The sequence below is a fragment of the Streptoalloteichus tenebrarius genome (assembly GCF_024171885.1).
Classification (GTDB): domain Bacteria; phylum Actinomycetota; class Actinomycetes; order Mycobacteriales; family Pseudonocardiaceae; genus Streptoalloteichus; species Streptoalloteichus tenebrarius.
In genome coordinates this window covers 320,700-338,469 of sequence record NZ_JAMTCP010000002.1, presented here as the reverse complement: position 1 = coordinate 338,469, position 17,770 = coordinate 320,700, and the positions used below count along the sequence as shown (strand labels likewise).

General features: G+C 75.0%; 15 protein-coding genes. 2 read left to right on the top strand and 13 right to left on the bottom strand.

What is annotated here, in order from left to right; all coding sequences use genetic code 11:
- Positions 1–136: 136 nt before the first annotated feature.
- Complete coding sequence (locus tag LX15_RS03245) at positions 137–637, bottom strand: DinB family protein (protein ID WP_253667929.1); 501 nt, start codon at positions 635–637, stop codon at positions 137–139.
- A gap of 134 nt (positions 638–771) precedes the next feature.
- Here LX15_RS03245 and LX15_RS03240 point away from each other — a divergent pair, with 134 nt between their 5' ends.
- Positions 772–1,236 carry a hypothetical protein gene (locus LX15_RS03240; protein ID WP_253667928.1) on the top strand — a complete coding sequence of 155 codons (465 nt, stop codon included), beginning with the start codon at positions 772–774 and terminating at the stop codon, positions 1,234–1,236.
- Between the two features lie 152 nt (positions 1,237–1,388).
- Complete coding sequence (locus LX15_RS03235) at positions 1,389–1,649, top strand: transcriptional regulator (protein ID WP_253667927.1); 261 nt, start codon at positions 1,389–1,391, stop codon at positions 1,647–1,649.
- A gap of 30 nt (positions 1,650–1,679) precedes the next feature.
- On the opposite strand, the gene LX15_RS03230 is transcribed toward LX15_RS03235, so the two are convergent.
- The 12 genes from LX15_RS03230 to mraZ form a co-directional block, all read right to left on the bottom strand.
- The gene (locus tag LX15_RS03230) at positions 1,680–2,480 is read right to left on the bottom strand and encodes a cell division protein FtsQ/DivIB (protein WP_253667926.1); all 801 of its coding nucleotides are present in this window, start codon (positions 2,478–2,480) and stop codon (positions 1,680–1,682) included.
- Complete coding sequence (gene murC, locus LX15_RS03225; RefSeq protein WP_372502216.1) at positions 2,477–3,943, bottom strand: UDP-N-acetylmuramate--L-alanine ligase; 1,467 nt, start codon at positions 3,941–3,943, stop codon at positions 2,477–2,479. The genes LX15_RS03230 and murC overlap by 4 nt, the downstream gene beginning before the upstream one ends.
- A gap of 92 nt (positions 3,944–4,035) precedes the next feature.
- Positions 4,036–5,172, bottom strand: a complete 1,137-nt coding sequence (murG, locus tag LX15_RS03220) for an undecaprenyldiphospho-muramoylpentapeptide beta-N-acetylglucosaminyltransferase (RefSeq protein ID WP_372502190.1) — start codon at positions 5,170–5,172, stop codon at positions 4,036–4,038.
- Entirely contained in the window at positions 5,172–6,602 is a 1,431-nt protein-coding gene (gene ftsW, locus LX15_RS03215; RefSeq protein WP_253667925.1) for a putative lipid II flippase FtsW, read from the bottom strand. The genes murG and ftsW overlap by 1 nt, the downstream gene beginning before the upstream one ends.
- A gap of 6 nt (positions 6,603–6,608) precedes the next feature.
- The gene (gene murD, locus LX15_RS03210; RefSeq protein ID WP_253667924.1) at positions 6,609–8,033 is read right to left on the bottom strand and encodes a UDP-N-acetylmuramoyl-L-alanine--D-glutamate ligase; all 1,425 of its coding nucleotides are present in this window, start codon (positions 8,031–8,033) and stop codon (positions 6,609–6,611) included.
- Positions 8,026–9,111 (bottom strand): phospho-N-acetylmuramoyl-pentapeptide-transferase, encoded by a 1,086-nt coding sequence (gene mraY / locus LX15_RS03205; RefSeq protein ID WP_253667923.1) that lies wholly within the window; start codon positions 9,109–9,111, stop codon positions 8,026–8,028. Before mraY ends, murD begins: the two co-directional genes overlap by 8 nt.
- Positions 9,108–10,577, bottom strand: a complete 1,470-nt coding sequence (locus LX15_RS03200) for a UDP-N-acetylmuramoyl-tripeptide--D-alanyl-D-alanine ligase (protein ID WP_253667922.1) — start codon at positions 10,575–10,577, stop codon at positions 9,108–9,110. The genes mraY and LX15_RS03200 overlap by 4 nt, the downstream gene beginning before the upstream one ends.
- Positions 10,574–12,190: a UDP-N-acetylmuramoyl-L-alanyl-D-glutamate--2,6-diaminopimelate ligase gene (locus LX15_RS03195; RefSeq protein WP_253667921.1), complete on the bottom strand. Its 1,617-nt coding sequence runs from the start codon at positions 12,188–12,190 to the stop codon at positions 10,574–10,576. Before LX15_RS03195 ends, LX15_RS03200 begins: the two co-directional genes overlap by 4 nt.
- Before the next feature lie 184 nt (positions 12,191–12,374).
- Positions 12,375–14,282: a peptidoglycan D,D-transpeptidase FtsI family protein gene (locus LX15_RS03190; protein ID WP_253667920.1), complete on the bottom strand. Its 1,908-nt coding sequence runs from the start codon at positions 14,280–14,282 to the stop codon at positions 12,375–12,377.
- On the bottom strand, positions 14,279–14,950 hold the full coding sequence (ftsL, locus tag LX15_RS03185) for a cell division protein FtsL (protein ID WP_253667919.1): 672 nt from the start codon (positions 14,948–14,950) through the stop codon (positions 14,279–14,281). Before ftsL ends, LX15_RS03190 begins: the two co-directional genes overlap by 4 nt.
- The gene (gene rsmH / locus LX15_RS03180; protein ID WP_253667918.1) at positions 14,947–15,927 is read right to left on the bottom strand and encodes a 16S rRNA (cytosine(1402)-N(4))-methyltransferase RsmH; all 981 of its coding nucleotides are present in this window, start codon (positions 15,925–15,927) and stop codon (positions 14,947–14,949) included. The genes ftsL and rsmH overlap by 4 nt, the downstream gene beginning before the upstream one ends.
- A gap of 1,388 nt (positions 15,928–17,315) precedes the next feature.
- Positions 17,316–17,747, bottom strand: a complete 432-nt coding sequence (gene mraZ, locus LX15_RS03175) for a division/cell wall cluster transcriptional repressor MraZ (RefSeq protein WP_253667917.1) — start codon at positions 17,745–17,747, stop codon at positions 17,316–17,318.
- Positions 17,748–17,770: the final 23 nt, after the last annotated feature.

Sequence of the window (17,770 nt, the reverse complement as noted above, 5' to 3'; positions counted from 1 at the left end):
AACCCTCGACCTCGGCGAGAGGCTCAGAGTGATGTCGACTCCCTAGCTGTCGGTCCGGACCGTAAGCACCGCGTGGTCCGCGGTCCAGCAACCACGCCGCGTGTCGGCCCAGGTCTTCGACACTGTGCGCGATCGCTCACTCCCCGGTCACCCCGTCGAGCAGCTCACGCACCACGTCGAGGTGCCCCGCGTGCCGTGCGGTCTCCTCGACCATGTGCACGAGCACCCAGCGCACGGACACGGTACCGCCGCGGAAGGCCACCTCATGATCGAGGGCCAGCCCCGCGGCGATCTCGCGACTGACTGCGTACTGCGCAGCGTAGTCGGTCAGGAGGGACTCCAAGGTCGTTTCCGGGGCGGGTCGCCAGTCCGCGTCGAGGTCCTCCTCGGTCCACGGCGCCCGGTGGGGCAGGCCGGCCAGCACGTGCTCGAACCAGTAGTGCTCCACCCAGCGGAGGTGCATGACCAGGCCCGCCGCGGTGGTCAGCGGGGAGGGCAGCACCGACCGGTGGGCCAGCGCGTCGGACAGGCCGGCGCACTTGGTGTGGATCGTCGCCCGCAGGAAGTCGAGGAACCCGCCAAGGACGGCGCGCTCGTCGCCGGTCGTGGGCGGGTCGGTCCGGGTGATCATCGTCATGGCCGGTGACTCTGCCCCGCCCGGCCGGGGCGGCGCGAACGGAATTGGCGCCCGCGGCCTGGCGGACCCCTGATTTTCCGGACCGGAAAGACACGTCTTGACAGGATGGAAAGTCACGGGGTTGTCTTTCCGACATGGAAAGACACGCGTCCGCGCCGACGGTCGAGGAGGCGAGGGCCACCCTCGCCGAGATCGACGAGGTGCGGGTCGCCACGGCGAGGGCGACGGCGACACCCCGCTGGTACTGGGCCGCGGTGGCCACCCTCATCTCCTCGGCCGCCCTCATCCAGCTCCTCCCGCCGACACCGAGGATCGCGTTGGCGGTCGTCCCCGGTCTCGCCACGGCCGCGCTCGCGCTCACCTACCAGCGACAGGTCGGGGTGAAGCTGAATAGCTGGCGCCTGCGCCGGATGCGGCTGCCGATCGTCGTGCTCGTGGCGGGTTGCCTGCCGCTCATGGCCGTGGGAGCCGTCGGGGACCACGTCTTCGACGCCCCGTGGTCCTGGCTGGCCAGCGGAGCCCTCCTGGCCGGTTGGACGATGGCGTGCGCGACGTGGATCGAGCGCCGGTGGGAGTCGGCCGTGCGGAGCGCGACGTGAGGCGGCCCCGGTGAGCGCGACCACGTCCCCGGCACGACGCGACCAGCGCCCCGACGCCCTCCAGGGCGTCCGGGGCGGGGAGCCGACGCCTCCGGTCCGGCGACACCAGGGAGCGGCCGGTGAACCCGAGCCCGAAAGGATTTGACCCGATCGTGCACGCGCCCCACCGGCTGCGGATCTGCGCCCTGCTCGACGCGGTGGACGAGATGGAGTTCTCCGTCGTCCGCGACACCCTCGGCGTCAGCGACTCCGTGCTCAGCAAGCAGGTGGCCGTCCTGTCCGAGGCCAGCTACGTGGAGCAGCGCCGCGCCGTGCGGAACACCCGGCAGCGGGTGTGGCTGCGCCTGACCACCCAGGGCCGCAACGCCTACCACCACCACGTGGCGGCCCTGCGGTCGATCATCGGCGACTGAGCGGGCCGCCCCCGGCGACGCCGCCCCGCCTCAGGCGACGGTGGGCAGCTCCGGCGCGGAGACGTCGTAGACCGTGCCAGGGCGGGTGAGCAGCGCGGCGAGCACGGCGGCCTTCCGCTCGGAGTCGGCGCCCCCGCCCCACCGCACCTCCCTGCCAGCCGACAGGGTCAGCCGGACGTCGCTCGGCGACCTGGCGGTGACGGTCAGGACCTCCTGCCGGACCTTCTCCGGGACGCTCACCAGGACGCGGACCCCGGCCGCCGTCGCCGGGTCGTCCGGCGCGGCGCGCTGGACCACGAGCTCGGGCAGCCCCGCCGCGCCCTCCGGCGCGGCGGCGTAGGCCAGCCCGGTGCCGTCCACCAGCTTCGGGCCGTCCGGCTCCTTCACCACCGCCACCGGGGTGCGCTCGACCACCTGGAGCACGACGGTGTGCGGCCAGGAGCGCCGCACCTCCACCGAGGCCACCCTCGGCAGCTCGCGCACCCTCGCGGAGACGCCCTCGGCGTCCAGCCGCGCCAGCGGCGTGCCCTCGGCGATCGCGGCGCGGCTCCGCACGTCGTCCGGGCTGAGCACGCTGACCCCCGCGACCTGGACCTCCCGCACGCCCAGCAGCGGCGAGAAGTAGACCACGGCGAGCGCGCTCAACACCGCGAGCGCGCCCACGGCCACCAGGAGCCCCCGCGACACCCTGGTCCGCCCGGTCCCTCGGCCCCGGCCGGCCTGCCGACGCGGGGCGGCCCGGCCGCCGCCGGTGGTCCCGCGCCCGCCGCCGCGGGTCCGGCGGGCGCCCGGGCGCGTGCCCCGCCCCCGGCCCCGCGGCGCCGCGCTCACCGGAGGGCCTCCCCCGGCGAGCCGCCGTCACCCTCCCGACCGGCCGCCTCGCCGGCGTCCGCCGTCGGGCCCCCAGGGGAATGTCGACGGTCCAGCTCCGCCAGCAGCTCGGGGCCGAGCATGGTCACGTCGCCCGCGCCCATCGTGATCACCAGGTCGCCGGGGCGGGCCAGCGCCGACAGCAGCGCGGGGACCCGCTGGAACGAGGGCTCGAAGCGCACCCGGCCCTCGGGCAGCGGCACGGCGTCGGCCACGAGCTGCCCGGTCACCCCGGGCTCCGGCTCCTCGCGCGCGCCGTACACGTCGAGCACGACCACCTCGTCGGCCAGGCCGAGCGCCGCGCCGAACTCGGCGGCGAAGGTCCTGGTCCTGGAGTACAGGTGCGGCTGGAAGGCGACCAGCAGCCGCCCCTCGCCCGCCACCGGGCGGGCCGCGCGGAGCTGGGCCTCCACCTCGGTCGGGTGGTGGGCGTAGTCGTCGTAGACCCGCACGCCCCCGGCCACGCCCTTGAACTCGAACCGGCGGCGCACCCCGCCGAAGGCGGCCAACCCGGCGAGCAGGCAGTCCCGCTCCGCGCCCAGCTCCAGCCCGGCCAGCAGGGCGGCGAGCGCGTTCATCGCCATGTGCTCGCCCGGCACCGCGACCCTGACCTCCAGGCGCTCGCCGTCGAGGTCGACCACGACCACGCCGCCGGCGCCCGTCGGCCCGGCCGGCTCTCCCAGCTCGCTGGAGCCGTCGGCGCGGTAGTCCAGCACGCGGGCGGAGCCCGGCCCGGTCGCGTGGCGGCCGTACCGGCGCACCCGCAGGCCGGCGGCCTCGGCCCGGTCGGCGAGCGCGGCCGCGCCCGGGTCGTCGGCGCAGACCACCAGGACGCCGCTGGGCTCGACGCGCTCCAGGAACCGCTCGAAGACCGCCGTGTAGGCCTCGACGGTGCCGTGGTGGTCGAGGTGGTCGGCCTCGACGTTGGTCACCACGGCCACGGACGGCGAGAAGACCAGGAAGGAGCCGTCGCTCTCGTCGGCCTCGGCGACGAACACGCCGCCCTCGCCGTGGTGGGCGTTGGCCCCGGACTCGTTGAGGTCGCCGCCGATGGCGAACGACGGGTCGAGCCGGCACCGCTGCAACGCGACGGTGAGCATCGAGGTGGTGGACGTCTTGCCGTGCGTGCCCGCGACGCACGCCACCCGGTGCCCGGCCATCAGCGCGGCCAGCGCCTCGGCTCGGCGCAACACGGTCGCGCCCCGCTCACGCGCGGCGACCAGCTCCGGGTTGTCCTGTCGGATCGCGGTGGAGACCACCACCGCGGTCGGGGCCTCGCCGAGCTGGTGGACGTTGCTCGCGTCGTGGCCGACCGCGACGACCGCGCCCTGCGCGCGCAGGGCGAGCACCGTGCGGGACTCCTTGGCGTCGGAGCCGGACACCTGGGCGCCCCTGGCGAGCAGGATGCGGGCGATGCCGCTCATGCCGGCGCCGCCGATGCCCACCAGGTGCACCCGGCGCAACACCTCGGGCAGCCCCGCCGCGGCCCCGTCGGGTCGGGGAGTCGGGAGGACGGTCACCGGGCCATCACCTCGAGCACGATCCTGGCGAGCTGGTCGGCGGCGTCCCGGTGCCCGCTGCCGCTGGTCGCCGCGCTCATCGCGGCGAGCCGGGCCGGGTCGCGCAGCAACGGGATCACCACGTCGACGATCTTCTGCGTGGTCAGCTCGGCGTCCGGCACCAGCAGCGCGCCGCCGGCGTTGACCACCGGCTGCGCGTTGAGCGCCTGCTCGCCGTTGCCGTGCGGCAGCGGGACGAACACCGCGGGCAGCCCGACCGCCGACACCTCGGCGACGGTCATCGCGCCCGACCGGCACAGCACCAGGTCGGCGGCGGCCAACGCCAGGTCCATGCGCTCCAGGTAGGGCACGGGCACGTAGGCCGGAGCCCCCGGCTTGTGCTGCACGGCCACGCTGTTCTTCGGGCCGAACGCGTGCAGCACCCCGATGCCGGCCTCGGCCAGGGCACCGGCCGCGCCGGAGACGGCGGTGTTGAGGGTGCGCGCGCCCTGTGAGCCGCCGAACACCAGCAGCGTCGGCGCGTTCTCGTCGAGCATGAAGTGCCGACGGGCCTCGGCGCGCAACGCGGCCCTGTCCAGGCTGGTGATCGAGTGCCGCAACGGGATGCCGATCACCTGCGCGCCGGGCAGCCCGCTGCCGGGCACGGCGGCCAGCACGCGCTCGGCGAACCGGGCGCCGACCTTGTTGGCCAGGCCGGCGCGGGCGTTGGCCTCGTGCACCACGATCGGCAGCCGGCCCCGCGCCGCCAGGTACGCCGGCAGCGCCACGTACCCGCCGAACCCGACGACCACGTCCGCGCCGACCCGCTCGAAGACGTTCCTGGTCTGCTTCACCGCCGACCGCACCCTCAGCGGCAGCCGCAGCAGCTCCGGGCTCGGCTTGCGGGGCAGCGGAACCGGGGGGATCAGCTCCAGCGGGTACCCGCGCGAGGGCACCAGCTTGGTCTCCAGCCCCCGCTCGGTGCCCAGCGCGACGACCCGCGCGTCCGGCCGCAGCCGACGCACCGCGTCGGCCAGGGCCATCGCCGGCTCGATGTGGCCCGCCGTGCCGCCGCCGGCGACCACCACGCAGGGCCCACCCTGCACGGCGCCGCCCGGCCCCTGAGCCGGCGCGGCCCCGTTGTGCCCAGTCACTACCGCTGTCCTCCTTGTGCTGCTCCGCGTCTGCGCTGCTCCGGCGGCGCGCCTCGTCGGCCGCGCCGCCGCTCGTCCAGTGGGTGCACGGCCGCGCGACCCACGCCGCCGGTGGGCCGGCCGGCCCGGTGGGGCGGTCGGCCGGCCGGGGCCGGCGGGCGGTGCGCCCTGGCCCTGCGGGCCGGCGGCCGGTAGGGGTCCGGCATGGGCAGGCGCAGCCAGCGGCTGAACCGGTCCTGTCCCTGCGACCGCAGGGCCGACACCGCCTCCGGCTCGTGCCTGGCGAAGTTCGCCAGCATGCCGAACACCAGCATGGTGGTGACCACCGAGGTCCCGCCCGAGGAGATCAACGGCAGCGTCAGCCCGGTGACGGGCAGCAGCCCGACCACGTACCCGATGTTGAACGCGGCCTGGCTGACCAGCCACACCGTCACCGTGGCCGCCACCAGCCGGATCCAGGGGTCGGTGTTGCGGGCGGCGATGCGCAGGCCGACGTAGGCCAGGGTGGCGAACAGGCCGAGCACCACCATGCAGCCGACGAAGCCCAGCTCCTCGCCGATGATCGCGAAGATGAAGTCGTTGTGGACGTTGGGCAGGTAGTCCCACTTGGAGCTGGCCCTGCCCAGCCCCTTGCCGAAGAAGCCGCCCTCGCCCAGCGCGTACAGCGCCTGCCTGGCCTGGAAGCCCTTGCCCTCCGGGTCGGCCTCGGGGTGGAGGAACGCGGTGATCCGGTCCATCCGGTAGTCGGCGGTCATGCCCAGGATCAACGCCCCGGAGACCGCGCCCAGGCTCATCACGGCGAACAGCCGCAGCGGGGCGCCGGCGAACCACAGCAGGGCCAGCGGGATCACGCCGAGCGCGATCGTGCCGCCGAGGTCGGGCTGCATCATGACCAGCGCGAACATCAACAGCGCCGCCGGGAGCAGCGGCACGAGCAGGTGCCGGTACTGGTCGAGCAGCGCGCGCTTGATCACCAGGATGTGCGCGCCCCACATGACGAACGCGACCTTGGCGAACTCGACCGGCTGGAACGACAGCGGCCCGATCTTGAACCAGCTCCGGGTCCCGTTGATGTCCTTGCCCACGAAGAGCACGAGCACGAGCAGGACGACGCCGGCCAGCATGGCCAACGGGGCGAGCCGCCGCATCACCCGAGGTGGGACGCGCAGCGCCACCCAGAACAGGACCAGGCCGACACCGCAGTAGATGAGCTGCTTCTGGAACACGACGTAGGTCGTGCCGCCGTTGGCCAGCGACTCGATGCTCGACGCCGAGTACACCATCACCAGGCCCAGCGCGGTGAGCAGCCCGAACACCGCCAGGACCAGGTGGAAGGAGGTGAGCGGGCGGGCCAGCCACGCCGTCAGGACGGCCCGCGGCGAGGCGGGGCCCGCGCGGCGGGCCCTACCCGGCTCGGCACGACGCGGCACCGGCGATCACCGACCCGGTCCCGACGGGCCGGCGGTCTCGGTGGTCACCGCCCGCACCGCCTCGGCGAAGGCGCGCCCACGGTGGGCGTAGTCGGTGAACATGTCGAGTGACGCCGCCGCCGGCGCCAGAAGCACAACATCACCCGGTCGGGCCAGGCCCCGGGCGGCTCGCACCGCTTCCCGCATGGCCCCATCGTCACCCGTGGTGACCTCGTGGACCGGGACCCTCGGGGCGTGTCGCGCCAACGCGGCCGCGAACCGCGCCCGGTCGGCGCCCATCAGCACCACCCCGGCCAGTCGGGACGCGACCCCGGCGACCAGCTCGTCCACCGAGGCGCCCTTGAGCTGCCCGCCGGCCACCCACACGACCCGGTCGTGGGCGTGCAGGGACGCGGCGGCGGCGTGCGGGTTGGTCGCCTTGGAGTCGTCGACGTAGCGGACGCCGTCGACCTCGCCGACCAGCTCGGCGCGGTGGGCGGCCGGCCGGTACGCGCGCAGGCCGGCCCGCACCGCGTCGGCCGGCACGCCGTGGGCGCGGGCCAACGCGGCGGCGACCAGCGCGTCGGTCAGCCCCGGCGGGCCGCCCGGCCGCACGTCGGCGACCTCGGCCAGCGCCTCGGCGTCGGCGAACGCCCGGTCCACCAGCGCGTCGCCGCGCAGGCCGAGCTGGCCCTCGGCCGGCTCGGCCAGCGTCACGCCGACGCGCCGGGGGGCGGGCGACCCGGCCAGCAGCGAGGCCGCGACGGGGTCGTCCACCCCGGCCACGGCCACGTCGCCGACGAGCACCCCCGCCTTCGCCCGCGCGTAGGCGTCCATCGAGCCGTGCCAGTCCAGGTGGTCCTCGGCGACGTTGAGCACGGCGCCGGCCGCCGGCCGCAGCGACGGCGACCAGTGGAGCTGGAAGCTCGACAGCTCCACCGCCAGCACCCGGTGCCCCGCGCGGACCGCGTCGACCACGGGCAGGCCCACGTTGCCGCAGGCCACCGCGTCCAGTCCCGCCGCGCGCAGGATCGACTCCAGCATGCCGACGGTGGTGGTCTTGCCGTTGGTCCCGGTGACGGCGAGCCAGGTCGCCGGGCCGCCGGCCGCCCCGGCCCTGGCCCGGTCCAGCCGCCAGGCCAGCTCGACCTCGCCGATCACCTCGACGCCGGCGGCCGAGGCTGCGGCCAGCAACGGGGTGTCCGGCCGCCAGCCGGGGCTGGTCACCACCAGCGCCGTGCCGGCCGGCGGCTCGGTCAGGCCGACCACCAGCTCCGCGCCCTCGGCCTGGAGCGAGGCCAGCGCGGCCAGCCGCTGCTCGGCCGCGTCGGTGACGGTCACCCTGGCGCCGGCGGCCAGCAGGGCCTCGGCGGCGGAGCGGCCGGACACCCCGGCGCCGGCCACCAGCACCGGGGAGCCGGCCAGCCCCGGCCAGCCGAACGCCTCAGCCATTGAAGATCCCCGCCGCGTCGGCCCACTCGCTGTAGAACAGGCCGAGGCCGAACAACACGCAGATCCCGGCCATCAGCCAGAACCGGATGATGATCGTTGTTTCCGCCCAGCCGGCGAGTTCGAAGTGGTGGTGGAACGGCGCCATCCGGAACAACCGGCGTCTGGTCGTGCGGAACACCGCGATCTGGAGCACGACCGACAGCGCCTCGACCACGAACAGCCCGCCGAGGACGATCATCAGCATCTCGGTGCGGGTGGTCATGGACAGGCCGGCGACCAGGCCGCCCAGCGCCAGCGAGCCGGTGTCGCCCATGAAGATCTTGGCTGGGGCGGCGTTCCACCACAGGAAGCCGATGCAGCCGGCCATCGCCGCCGCGGCCACGACGGCCAGGTCCAGCGGGTCGCGCACGTTGTAGCAGCCGGGACCGAACTGGCCGGGCACGCCGCAGTCGTAGCGGTACTGCCAGAAGGCCACGAGCACGTAGCCGGCCAGCACCATCGCGGAGGAGCCCGCGGCCAGGCCGTCCATGCCGTCGGTGAAGTTCACCGCGTTCGACCAGGCGCTCACCGCCAGGTAGCAGAAGACGATGAAGCCGACGGTGCCGAACGAGATGACCGCGATGTCCCTGACGAAGGACAGGTGCGTGGAGGCCGGGGTCAGGTCCCGCTCGTCGGGGAACCGGATCACCAGGATCGCGAAGATCACCGCGGCCGCGAACTGGCCGACCAGCTTCGCCGTCTTGTTCAGGCCGAGGTTGCGCTGCTTGCGGATCTTGATGAAGTCGTCGAGGAAGCCGACCAGGCCCAGCGCCGAGGTCAGCATCAGCACCAGCAGGCCGGAGGCGGTCGGCCCCTGCTTGGACACCGTGAGGTGGGTGGCCGCGTAGCCGGCCCACATGGCGAGCAGGATCGCCACGCCACCCATGGTGGGCGTGCCCCGCTTGCTCTTGTGGCCCTCCGGCGCCTCCTCCCTGATCTCCTGCCCGAAGCCCTGGCGGCTGAACACCTTGATCAGGTACGGGGTGAGCAGGATGGAGACGACCAGCGCGACCGCGGCCGCGACGAGGATGTCCTTCACTCGGCCCCCTCCGTCCCGGCCAGCAGGTCCCGCGCGACCCGCTCCAACCCGGCGGCGCGGGAGGCCTTCACCAGGACGACGTCACCCGGTCGCAGCTCGGCGCGCAGCAGCGCGACGGCCGCCTCGACGTCGGGCACCAGAACCGACTCCTCTCCCCAGGACCCTTCCCAGCACGCGCCCTGGTGCATCGGGCGCGCCTGCTCGCCGACCACGACCAGCCGGCTGACGTTGAACCGCACCGCGAGCCGGCCGATCTCGTCGTGCTCGGCGGCGCTGCGCTCGCCCAGCTCGGCCATCGGGCCCAGCACGGCCCAGCTCCGGCGCCCCCTGGCCATGGCGACCAGCGTCTTGAGCGCGGCGCGCACCGACTCGGGGTTGGCGTTGTAGGCGTCGTTGACCACGACCACCCCGTCGGGGCGCTCGGTGACCTCCATCCGCCAGCGCGAGGCGGGGCGGGCGGCGGCCAGCTCCTCGGCGACCCGCTCCAGGTCCGCGCCCAACTCCAACGCCACCGCGACGGCGGCCAGCGCGTTGCCGACCTGGTGCTCGCCGTGCAGGCCGAGCCGCACCCTGGTCCTGCCGACCGGGGTGACCAGCTCGAAGCCGGGCCGGCCCAGCTCGTCCAGCTCGACGTCCTCGGCCCGCACGTCGGCGTCGGCGGACTGCCCGAAGCGCACCACCCTGGCCGACGTCCGCGCGGCCATGGCGGACACCAGCGGGTCGTCGGCGTTGAGCACCGCGACCCCGCCCGCCTCGGCCGACGGCAGCGCCTCGACCAGCTCGCCCTTGGCCTGGGCGATCGCCTCGCGCGAGCCGAACTCGCCCAGGTGCGCCGAGCCGATGTTGAGGACCGCGCCGATCCTCGGCGGGGCGGTCCGGCACAGCGCGGCGACGTGGCCGACGCCGCGGGCGGACAGCTCCAGCACGAGGTGCCGGGTGTGCTCGTCGGCGCGCAGGGCCGTCCACGGGTGCCCCAGCTCGTTGTTGAACGAGCCGGGCGGGGCGACGGTGGGGCCCAGCGGCGCGAGCAGGCGGGCGATGAGGTCCTTGGTCGAGGTCTTGCCGGACGAGCCGGTCACCCCGACCACGGCCAGGCCGGAGGCGGTCAGCCGGTCGACGACGTGGCGGGCCAGCGCCGCCAGCGCGGCCAGCACCGCGGCCCCCGAGCCGTCCCGGTCGCCGGCGAGCACGTAGGACCGGTCGGAACCGGCGGCCACCGGCGGCACGATCACCGAGGGGGCGTCGACCTCGCGGCCGGCCAGCACGCCGGCCGCGCCGGCGGCGACCGCCGCGGCGGCGAAGTCGTGCCCGTCCACCCGCTCCCCGGGCACCGCGACGAACAGGCCACCCGGCGTCACCTTCCTGGAGTCGAACTCGACGGCGCCGACGACCTTCTCCGTCCCGTCCGCCCGGTGCAGGCGGCCGCCGACCACCGCGGCGATCTCGGCGAGGCTGAGCTCGATCACGCGCCCTCCCCGCCGGACCGCGGCGCGCCGCCCAGCCGGGCCCTGACGGCCTCGGCGAGCACGGCGCGATCGGAGAACGGATGCACCACTCCTGCGACCTCCTGACCGGTCTCGTGTCCCTTGCCCGCGACGACGACCACGTCACCGGGGCGGGCGCGCCGCACCGCCTCCGCGATGGCCTCCCGGCGGTCGCCGATCTCGACGACCTCGCCCCGGTCGGTCGCGGGCAGCTCCAGCGCGCCGGCGAGCATGGCGGCCCTGATCGCCGCCGGGTCCTCGCCGCGCGGGTTGTCGTCGGTGACCACCAGCAGGTCGGCCCCGCTCGCCGCGACCCTGCCCATCAGGGGCCGCTTGGCCGTGTCGCGGTCACCCCCGCAACCCAGCACAATGATCACACGACCGGGTCGGCCGGCCCGCTCCCGCTGGGCCCGCACGGCGTCGAGCACCGCGGCGACCGCGGCCGGCTTGTGCGAGTAGTCCACGACCGCGGTGAAGTCCTGGCCGAGGTCCACCCGCTCCATCCGCCCTGGGACGTCCACTTCGGACAGTCCACGCGCGGCGTCGGCGGGGTCGACGCCCACCGCGTGCGCGCAGGCCAGCGCCAGCAGGGCGTTGGCGACGTTGAAGGTCCCCGGCAGCCGCACCTCGACCGGCGTGCGCCGGCCGTCGGGGCCGACCGCGGTGAAGGACTGGGCGCCCGTGGCGTGGGAGACGACGTCCACCGCCGTCCACCCGGCGTCCTGACCCGCCACAGTGGACACGGTGATCGTGTGGGGGCGGACCAGCCGGCGGCCCCACTCCCCGTCCACGCACACCACCTCGCGCTCGGACCGGCCGTCGAACAGCTTCGCCTTGGCGGCGAAGTAGTCCTCCAGGTCGCGGTGGAAGTCCAGGTGGTCCTGGGAGAGGTTGGTGAACGCGCCAACCGCGAAGCGGGTGCCGGCGACCCGGCCCAGCGCCAGCGCGTGGCTGGACACCTCCATGGCCACGTGGCTGACGCCACGCTCCACCATGGACGCGAACAACGCCTGGAGGTCGGGGGCCTCCGGCGTGGTGAAGGCGCTCTCCATGCGCTCGCCGGCGATGCGGGTCTCCACCGTGCCGACCAGGCCCGTGGTGTGGCCGGCGGCGCGCAGCGCGCCCTCCAGCAGGTAGGTCGTGGTCGTCTTGCCCGAGGTGCCGGTCACGCCCAGCACCCTCAGCCGGGAGGACGGGTTGCCGTAGACGTGCGCGGCGAGCCCACCGACCACGGCCCTGGGGTCGGCGCACACCAGCACCGGGACCCGGCCGTCCCTGACCGGGGGGGCCTCGCGCAGCGCGGGGCGGGCCGCGCCGGCCTCGTCGGTGAGGACGGCGACGGCGCCGGCGGCCAACGCCTGGTCGGCGAAGTCGGCGCCGTGCGCCCTGGCGCCGGGCAGGGCGGCGTAGAGGTCGCCGGGACGCGTGTTCTGGGCGCGCAGCGTCACCCCGGTCACCGGCGTCGCCGGGGCGTCGGGGCCCTGGCTCACCACCCGCGCGTCCGCCAGCCGGGCGAGTTCGGCGACGGCGGTCGGGGTGACGTGCGACGGGCGGGGCGGGGCAGGCGCGACCTTGCCAGACAGGACGGGGGGCACGTCGCGGAAGGCTACCGGCGCACGGCGCGTGACCGCCGCCACCGGTGCCGCACACCTCCCTCCATCGACGCAGGTCGGCGCGACCGGGCCGGGCACGCGCCCATGCCACCGCGCCGACGGGGTGGTGGTTGTTATCGATCCTTTATCTTCGCCGGTCGGGCCGGAGCCCGGAGCCGGGCCCGGCTCAGCCCACGACGAGCTGTTGCACCGGCCCCGGCTCCGAGGTGGGGATCTGGAAGCGCTGCGCCAGGTACGAGGCGATGTCGTGGAACAGCGGCGCCGCCGACTCGCTGTAGGGCGTCCCGGTGGGCGCGTCCAGCATCAGGCCGACCACGAAACGGGGGGCGTTGGCCGGCAGGATGCCCGCGAACGTGATCCAGTGCTGCGAGGTGCTGTAGCAGGCGCACGTCTTGTCCACCTGCTGCGCGGTGCCGGTCTTGCCGGAGATCTGGTAGCCCTCCAGCGCCGCCTGCGGGCCGGTGCCGCGCTGGCCCGGCGCGTCCTGCACCACCGCCCGCAGCATGTCCCGCACGGTGCGGGCCGTCTCGGGGCTGACGACCTTCACGCCGTCGGGTCGCTTCGTCTCCTTGCGCTGGCCGTCCGGGCCGATCTCCGCCCGGATGATCCGGGGCGGCACGCGCACGCCGTCGTTGGCGATCGCCTGGTACATCCCGGCCATCTGGAGGACGGTCATCGACAGGCCCTGGCCGATCGGGAGGTTGCCGAACGTGCTGCCCGACCACTGCTGCCGGGCGGGCACCACCCCGGCGCTCTCCCCCGGCAGGCCCACGCCGGTGGCCTGGCCCAGCCCGAACCGGCGCAGCATCTCGGCGAACCGCTCCTCGCCGACCTGCTGCGCCACCTTGATCGTCCCCACGTTCGAGGACTTGGCCAGCACGCCGGTGAAGGTCATGCGCATCGGACCGTGGGCCCAGGCGTCCCTGATCTGCCGGTCGGCGACCTGGATGGCCCCCGGCACGTCCAGGACGGTGTCCGGCCGCACCAGGCCGTACTCGACGCCGGCCGCCGCCGTGACCACCTTGTTCACCGAGCCCGGCTCGAACGGGGAGGACACCGCGGGGTTGCCGAGGCGGGGGTCGTCGTTGCTGAGCTTCTTGAGGATGTCCGGGTCGTTCGGGTCGAAGGTCTTGTCGTTGGCCAGCGCGTACACCTCGCCGGTGTGCGCGTCCAGCACGACCGCGCTGCCGTTCTTCGCCCCGGACTTGCGGACGTAGTCGGCCAGCATCCGCTGCACCTGGTACTGCACGTCCGAGTCGATGGTCAGCTCCAGCGTCGACCCCGGCGTGGCCGGCTCGAGCTGGCGCTCGGTGCCCGGGATGACCATGTCGTCGTTGTTCAGCGCGGTCTCGACGACGCGACGGCCGTCCCTGCCGGCGAGCAGGGGGTCCTGGAGGTTCTCCAGGCCGAGCAGGCCGCGGACCTTCTGGTCGTTGGGGTTGTCCATCCGCCAGTTGGCGAGGCCGATGATGTTGCTGGCCGGCTCGGCGCCCGGGTACTGCCGGACCTCGCGGTACTCCTCGCCGATCTCGCGGAACTTCAGGCCCTCGCGGATCTGCCGGGCCTGCTCCGGCCGGACCGAGTCGGCGAGGTAGAGGAAGCTCCTGTCGCTGCGCAGCTTGGCCAGCAGCTCCTGCTCGGGGAACTCGTCGCCGAGGACCTCGTGCATGCCCTTGGCGATCTGCTCGGTGCGGCGGTCGGCGTTGAGCTTGGTCCGCTCGATCGTCTCCGGCTTGTCCCACTCCTCCCTGAGCTGCTTCGGCAGCACGTAGAGGGCGCGGCGCTCCTCGCTGAGGGCGAGCTGGCGGCCCTCCCTGTCGGTGATCGCGCCGCGGCGGGCCGGGATCTTCTTCGTGGTCAGCCGCTGCTGCTGGGACTTCTGCGACAGGGCGTCGGCCTCCAGGCCCTGCACCTGCACGAGCTTCACCCCGGCGAGCAGCAACGCCACCACCAGCAGCGTCCGCCCGACCACGAGCCGGCGGCGGTGGTGCCCCGAGCCGGCCGGGGGACGCGCGGTGCGCACGCCCCGCACGGGACGACGACGTGGTGCCGGTCCGTTCGCCCGCTGCATCATCCACCTCCCTGGTTCTGGCCGTTCGGCGTCGGCTGGCCCTGCTGACCCTGCTGCCCCTGTTGTCCCTGCTGGCCGGGGTTCGCCGGCGGTGGCGGGGTGGCGCCCGGCGCCGGCGGCGGCGGGGACGCCGGCGGCGTCGGCGAGCTGGACGAGGGGGGCGGGGGCGAGGTGGCCGGTTTCGGCTCGCCGCGCACCTCCACCGAGCCGTCCGGCCGGACCACGAGCCAGGCGGGATCCGGCGCGGGCACCATGCCCAGCTCCCCGGCCCGGCGCGCCACGTCGGGCGCCGACTCCCGCTGGGCGACCTCCCTGCGGAGCTGCTCGGCCTGCTCGGCCAGGTCCCGCGCCTCGCGCTGGGTGTTCTCCAACCGGTAGGAGTACGCGCCGGCCGCGGTGGACAGCCACAGACTGGCCAGCAGGCCGGCCGCGAGCAGGCTCATCACCAGCAACACGAACGGTGCCCTGGGCACCACGCCCGCCGCTCCCGGCGGCACCACCCGCAACCACCGCCGGCTCAGCGGCACGCGGCGGGCCTGGCCCCGTCGGGCGCCGGCGCGCTGTCCCGTCCGCTTGGCGCCGCCGCGCTGGCCGGTCCGGTCCTGGGCGCGGTCGCGGGCGCCCGCGCGCCCTCGCGCGCCGGGGTCGGGGACGCGTGCCGGCGCCGTCACGTGTCCTCCCCGAGCCGTTCCGCCGCGCGGAGCCGCACCGAGGAGGCTCTCGGGTTGGCCGCGATCTCCTCGTCGCTGGCCGGTTCCGAGCCCCGCACCAGGAGACGGAACTGCGGGCCGTGTCCTGGCAGCTCCACCGGCAGGCCCGGCGGGGTGCGGGAGGTGGACCGCTCGGCGAGGGCTCGCTTGACCATCCGGTCCTCCAGCGAGTGGTAGGACAACACGACGATGCGGCCGCCGACGGCCAGCGCGTCCAGCGCGGCCGGCAACGCGCGCCGCAGGACCTCCAGCTCGCCGTTGACCTCGATGCGCAGGGCCTGGAAGGTCCGCTTCGCGGGGTGGCCGCCCGTGCGCTGGCTCGCGGCGGGCACGACGTCGTACAGCAGCCGCACCAGGCGGGCGCTGTCGCGGAACGGCTCCTTCTGCCGTTCCCTGACGATGGCCGCGGCGATGCGCGAGGCGAACCGCTCCTCGCCGTAGTCGCGCAGGATCCGGGTCAGCTCCGCCGCCGAGTAGCTGTTGAGCACCTCGGCGGCCGTGATCCCCCTGGTCGGGTCCATCCGCATGTCCAGCGGGGCGTCCTGGGCGTAGGCGAAGCCGCGCTCGGCCTCGTCGAGCTGCATCGAGGAGACGCCGAGGTCGAACAGCACGCCCCGCACCTCGGGGATGCCGAGGTCGGCCAGGGCCGAGGGCAGCTCGTCGTAGACGGCGTGCACGAGCCGGGCCCTGTCGCCGAACGGGGCCAGGCGCCGGGCGGACAGCTCCAGCGCGTGGGGGTCGCGGTCGAGGCCGACCACGGTCAGCTCGGGGAAGCGGGTGAGCAGCGCCTCGGTGTGGCCGCCCAGGCCCAGCGTGGCGTCCACGCAGACCGCCGGCCCGCCGGCCAGCGCGGGTTCGAGCAGGTCCAGCACCCGGTCCAACAGCACTGGGACGTGCCGGGGCTCGTCCCCGTCGCGGGTCACCCGAGCCGGCGCCATCACGGTCTCCTCCCCGGGGGTCGGCCCCCGGTCCTCGTCCCGCCCCCGACGGCGCGGCGCTGCCGGCGCCGGGGACCTCACTGCGTTCTCTCGTTCTGCGTGTTCGTTGGGCGTCGCCGGACGCCCTGCCGCCCCGTCTCCGCCGTCCCGCGTCACGGCGGGTCGTCGGAGGTCCGAGCGGGCCGTCGTCCGCCGTCGTCCGGTGGTGCGGTCAGGGCGGTGGTGCGTACCCCGTTCCTCGGACGTCCGAAACCCGCCGGCCGTTGGCTCGGCGGGTCGTTCCTCTCTGTGATCTCCACCGGGACCGGGCCGGCGCCGGGTCGCCCGACCGTGCCACCGGGGCAGCACAGTACGGGCATGCCGCGCGTCCGGGGGCGGAATCCGGTGAAGGACGGGCCACCCGTCGCGCGCGGACGGGCGGTGTCGGGTGAGGAGAGCGCCACGAGGTGGGGAAACGCGACGAGCCCGTGGGGACGGGTGTCCAGGAGGGGCCGGCTGACCGCCGGCCCTGGTCGCCCGGGGCCCGCCGGTCAGAAGGGGGCGACGCCGGGCCGCCGGGATGTCCTCGCTCCGGGTCGTGCTCCACCGCTCCACCCTGTGCGCTCAGTGTGAGGGGCTCTCGGTGTGAGGGCTCTCAGTGTCAGGGGGCTTCCGTTCCGTTGGGCGCTCTGTCGCGCGCGCCGGGCGCCGTCGCTCGCGCGGCCCGCCTGTCCGGGCCTCCCCCGCCCCTCGTCCCCCGGCCGCGCGTCGGGGCCTGCCCTCGTCGCCGCGCTCGACGGGTCGGTGTGGGTGAGGCGGCGACGTCGGAGAGACGGCGGCCTCGGAGACCTCGCGGACCTCGGAGAGCGGAGACTTCGAGGACCGGAGACCTCGCGGAGCGGTGGCCTCGAGGAGCGGTGGCCTCGGCGAGGCGGTGCGCCTCGGAGCGCGTCCCGGATGTCGTCGGGTCCCCGCCCGCTCGTCGGACCTGGCGCCGGGGAAGGTGCGCCAGGGCCGGTGGACCGTCGCGCCCAGGATCACCCGGTGGCCGTCCCGCCCACCGTCCCTGTTGCTGGACCGCCAGGGCTTCTCCCCTCCGCGCCGGAGCGCGGGGCGGGTCACCGCTGGCTGGTCGCCGCAGGGCGGGGACCGGGTGGGAGCCGCCTGCGCGGCACCCGGGAATCCGAGGAGCGCGGCCCGCCGAGCGGACCGAGGCCGAACGACACCCGAGCCGTCCGACCGGCGAGATCCCTCCCGTTCACGACGTCCGCCGACACCGACGTGGAGGACCAACGACGTCCACGCCCGTCCTCGACGAACGCCTCCCCTCGACCACCTCGGCAGTCGGGAGGGACGGAGAACGACCTCACCCGCCGCGCACGCGACGCCGTCGCCGCGCGCCGACCCGGTCAGAAGATCCCGGGCAGCACCTCCTCCCGCGCCCGCGCGTAGCTCTCCTCGTGTTCTCCGAGGTAGCGCTGCCACGCGGCGGCGTCCCAGATCTCCAACCGGGTGATCGCCCCGATGACCACGCACTCCTTGGTCAGCCCGGCGTAGCGCCGCAGCTCGGGAACGATCGTGATCCGGCCCTGCCCGTCCGGCCGTTGCTCGTCGGTGCCGGCGAACAGGTAACGCTGGAAGGCGCGAACCGCCTCGTTGGTGAGGGGGGCCTCGGCGACCTTGCGGGCCATCTGCTCGAACTCGGCGCGCGGGAACACGTACAGGCAGTGGTCCTGGCCCTTGGTGACCATCAACCCCCCTGCGAGCGCGTCCCGGTACTTGGCCGGCAGGGTCAACCGACCCTTGTCGTCGAGCCTCGGGGTGTGGGTGCCGAGGAACACGGCTCCCACCTCCCCAACCGAGC

Coding starts and splice junctions, on each gene's coding strand:
- murC (WP_372502216.1), bottom strand. CDS start 3,943: ATGAGCGGCATCGCCCGCATCCTGCTCGCCAGGGGCGCCCAGGTGTCC.
- LX15_RS03245 (WP_253667929.1), bottom strand. CDS start 637: ATGACGATGATCACCCGGACCGACCCGCCCACGACCGGCGACGAGCGC.
- rsmH (WP_253667918.1), bottom strand. CDS start 15,927: ATGGCGCCGGCTCGGGTGACCCGCGACGGGGACGAGCCCCGGCACGTC.
- LX15_RS03240 (WP_253667928.1), top strand. CDS start 772: ATGGAAAGACACGCGTCCGCGCCGACGGTCGAGGAGGCGAGGGCCACC.
- LX15_RS03190 (WP_253667920.1), bottom strand. CDS start 14,282: ATGATGCAGCGGGCGAACGGACCGGCACCACGTCGTCGTCCCGTGCGG.
- murD (WP_253667924.1), bottom strand. CDS start 8,033: ATGGCTGAGGCGTTCGGCTGGCCGGGGCTGGCCGGCTCCCCGGTGCTG.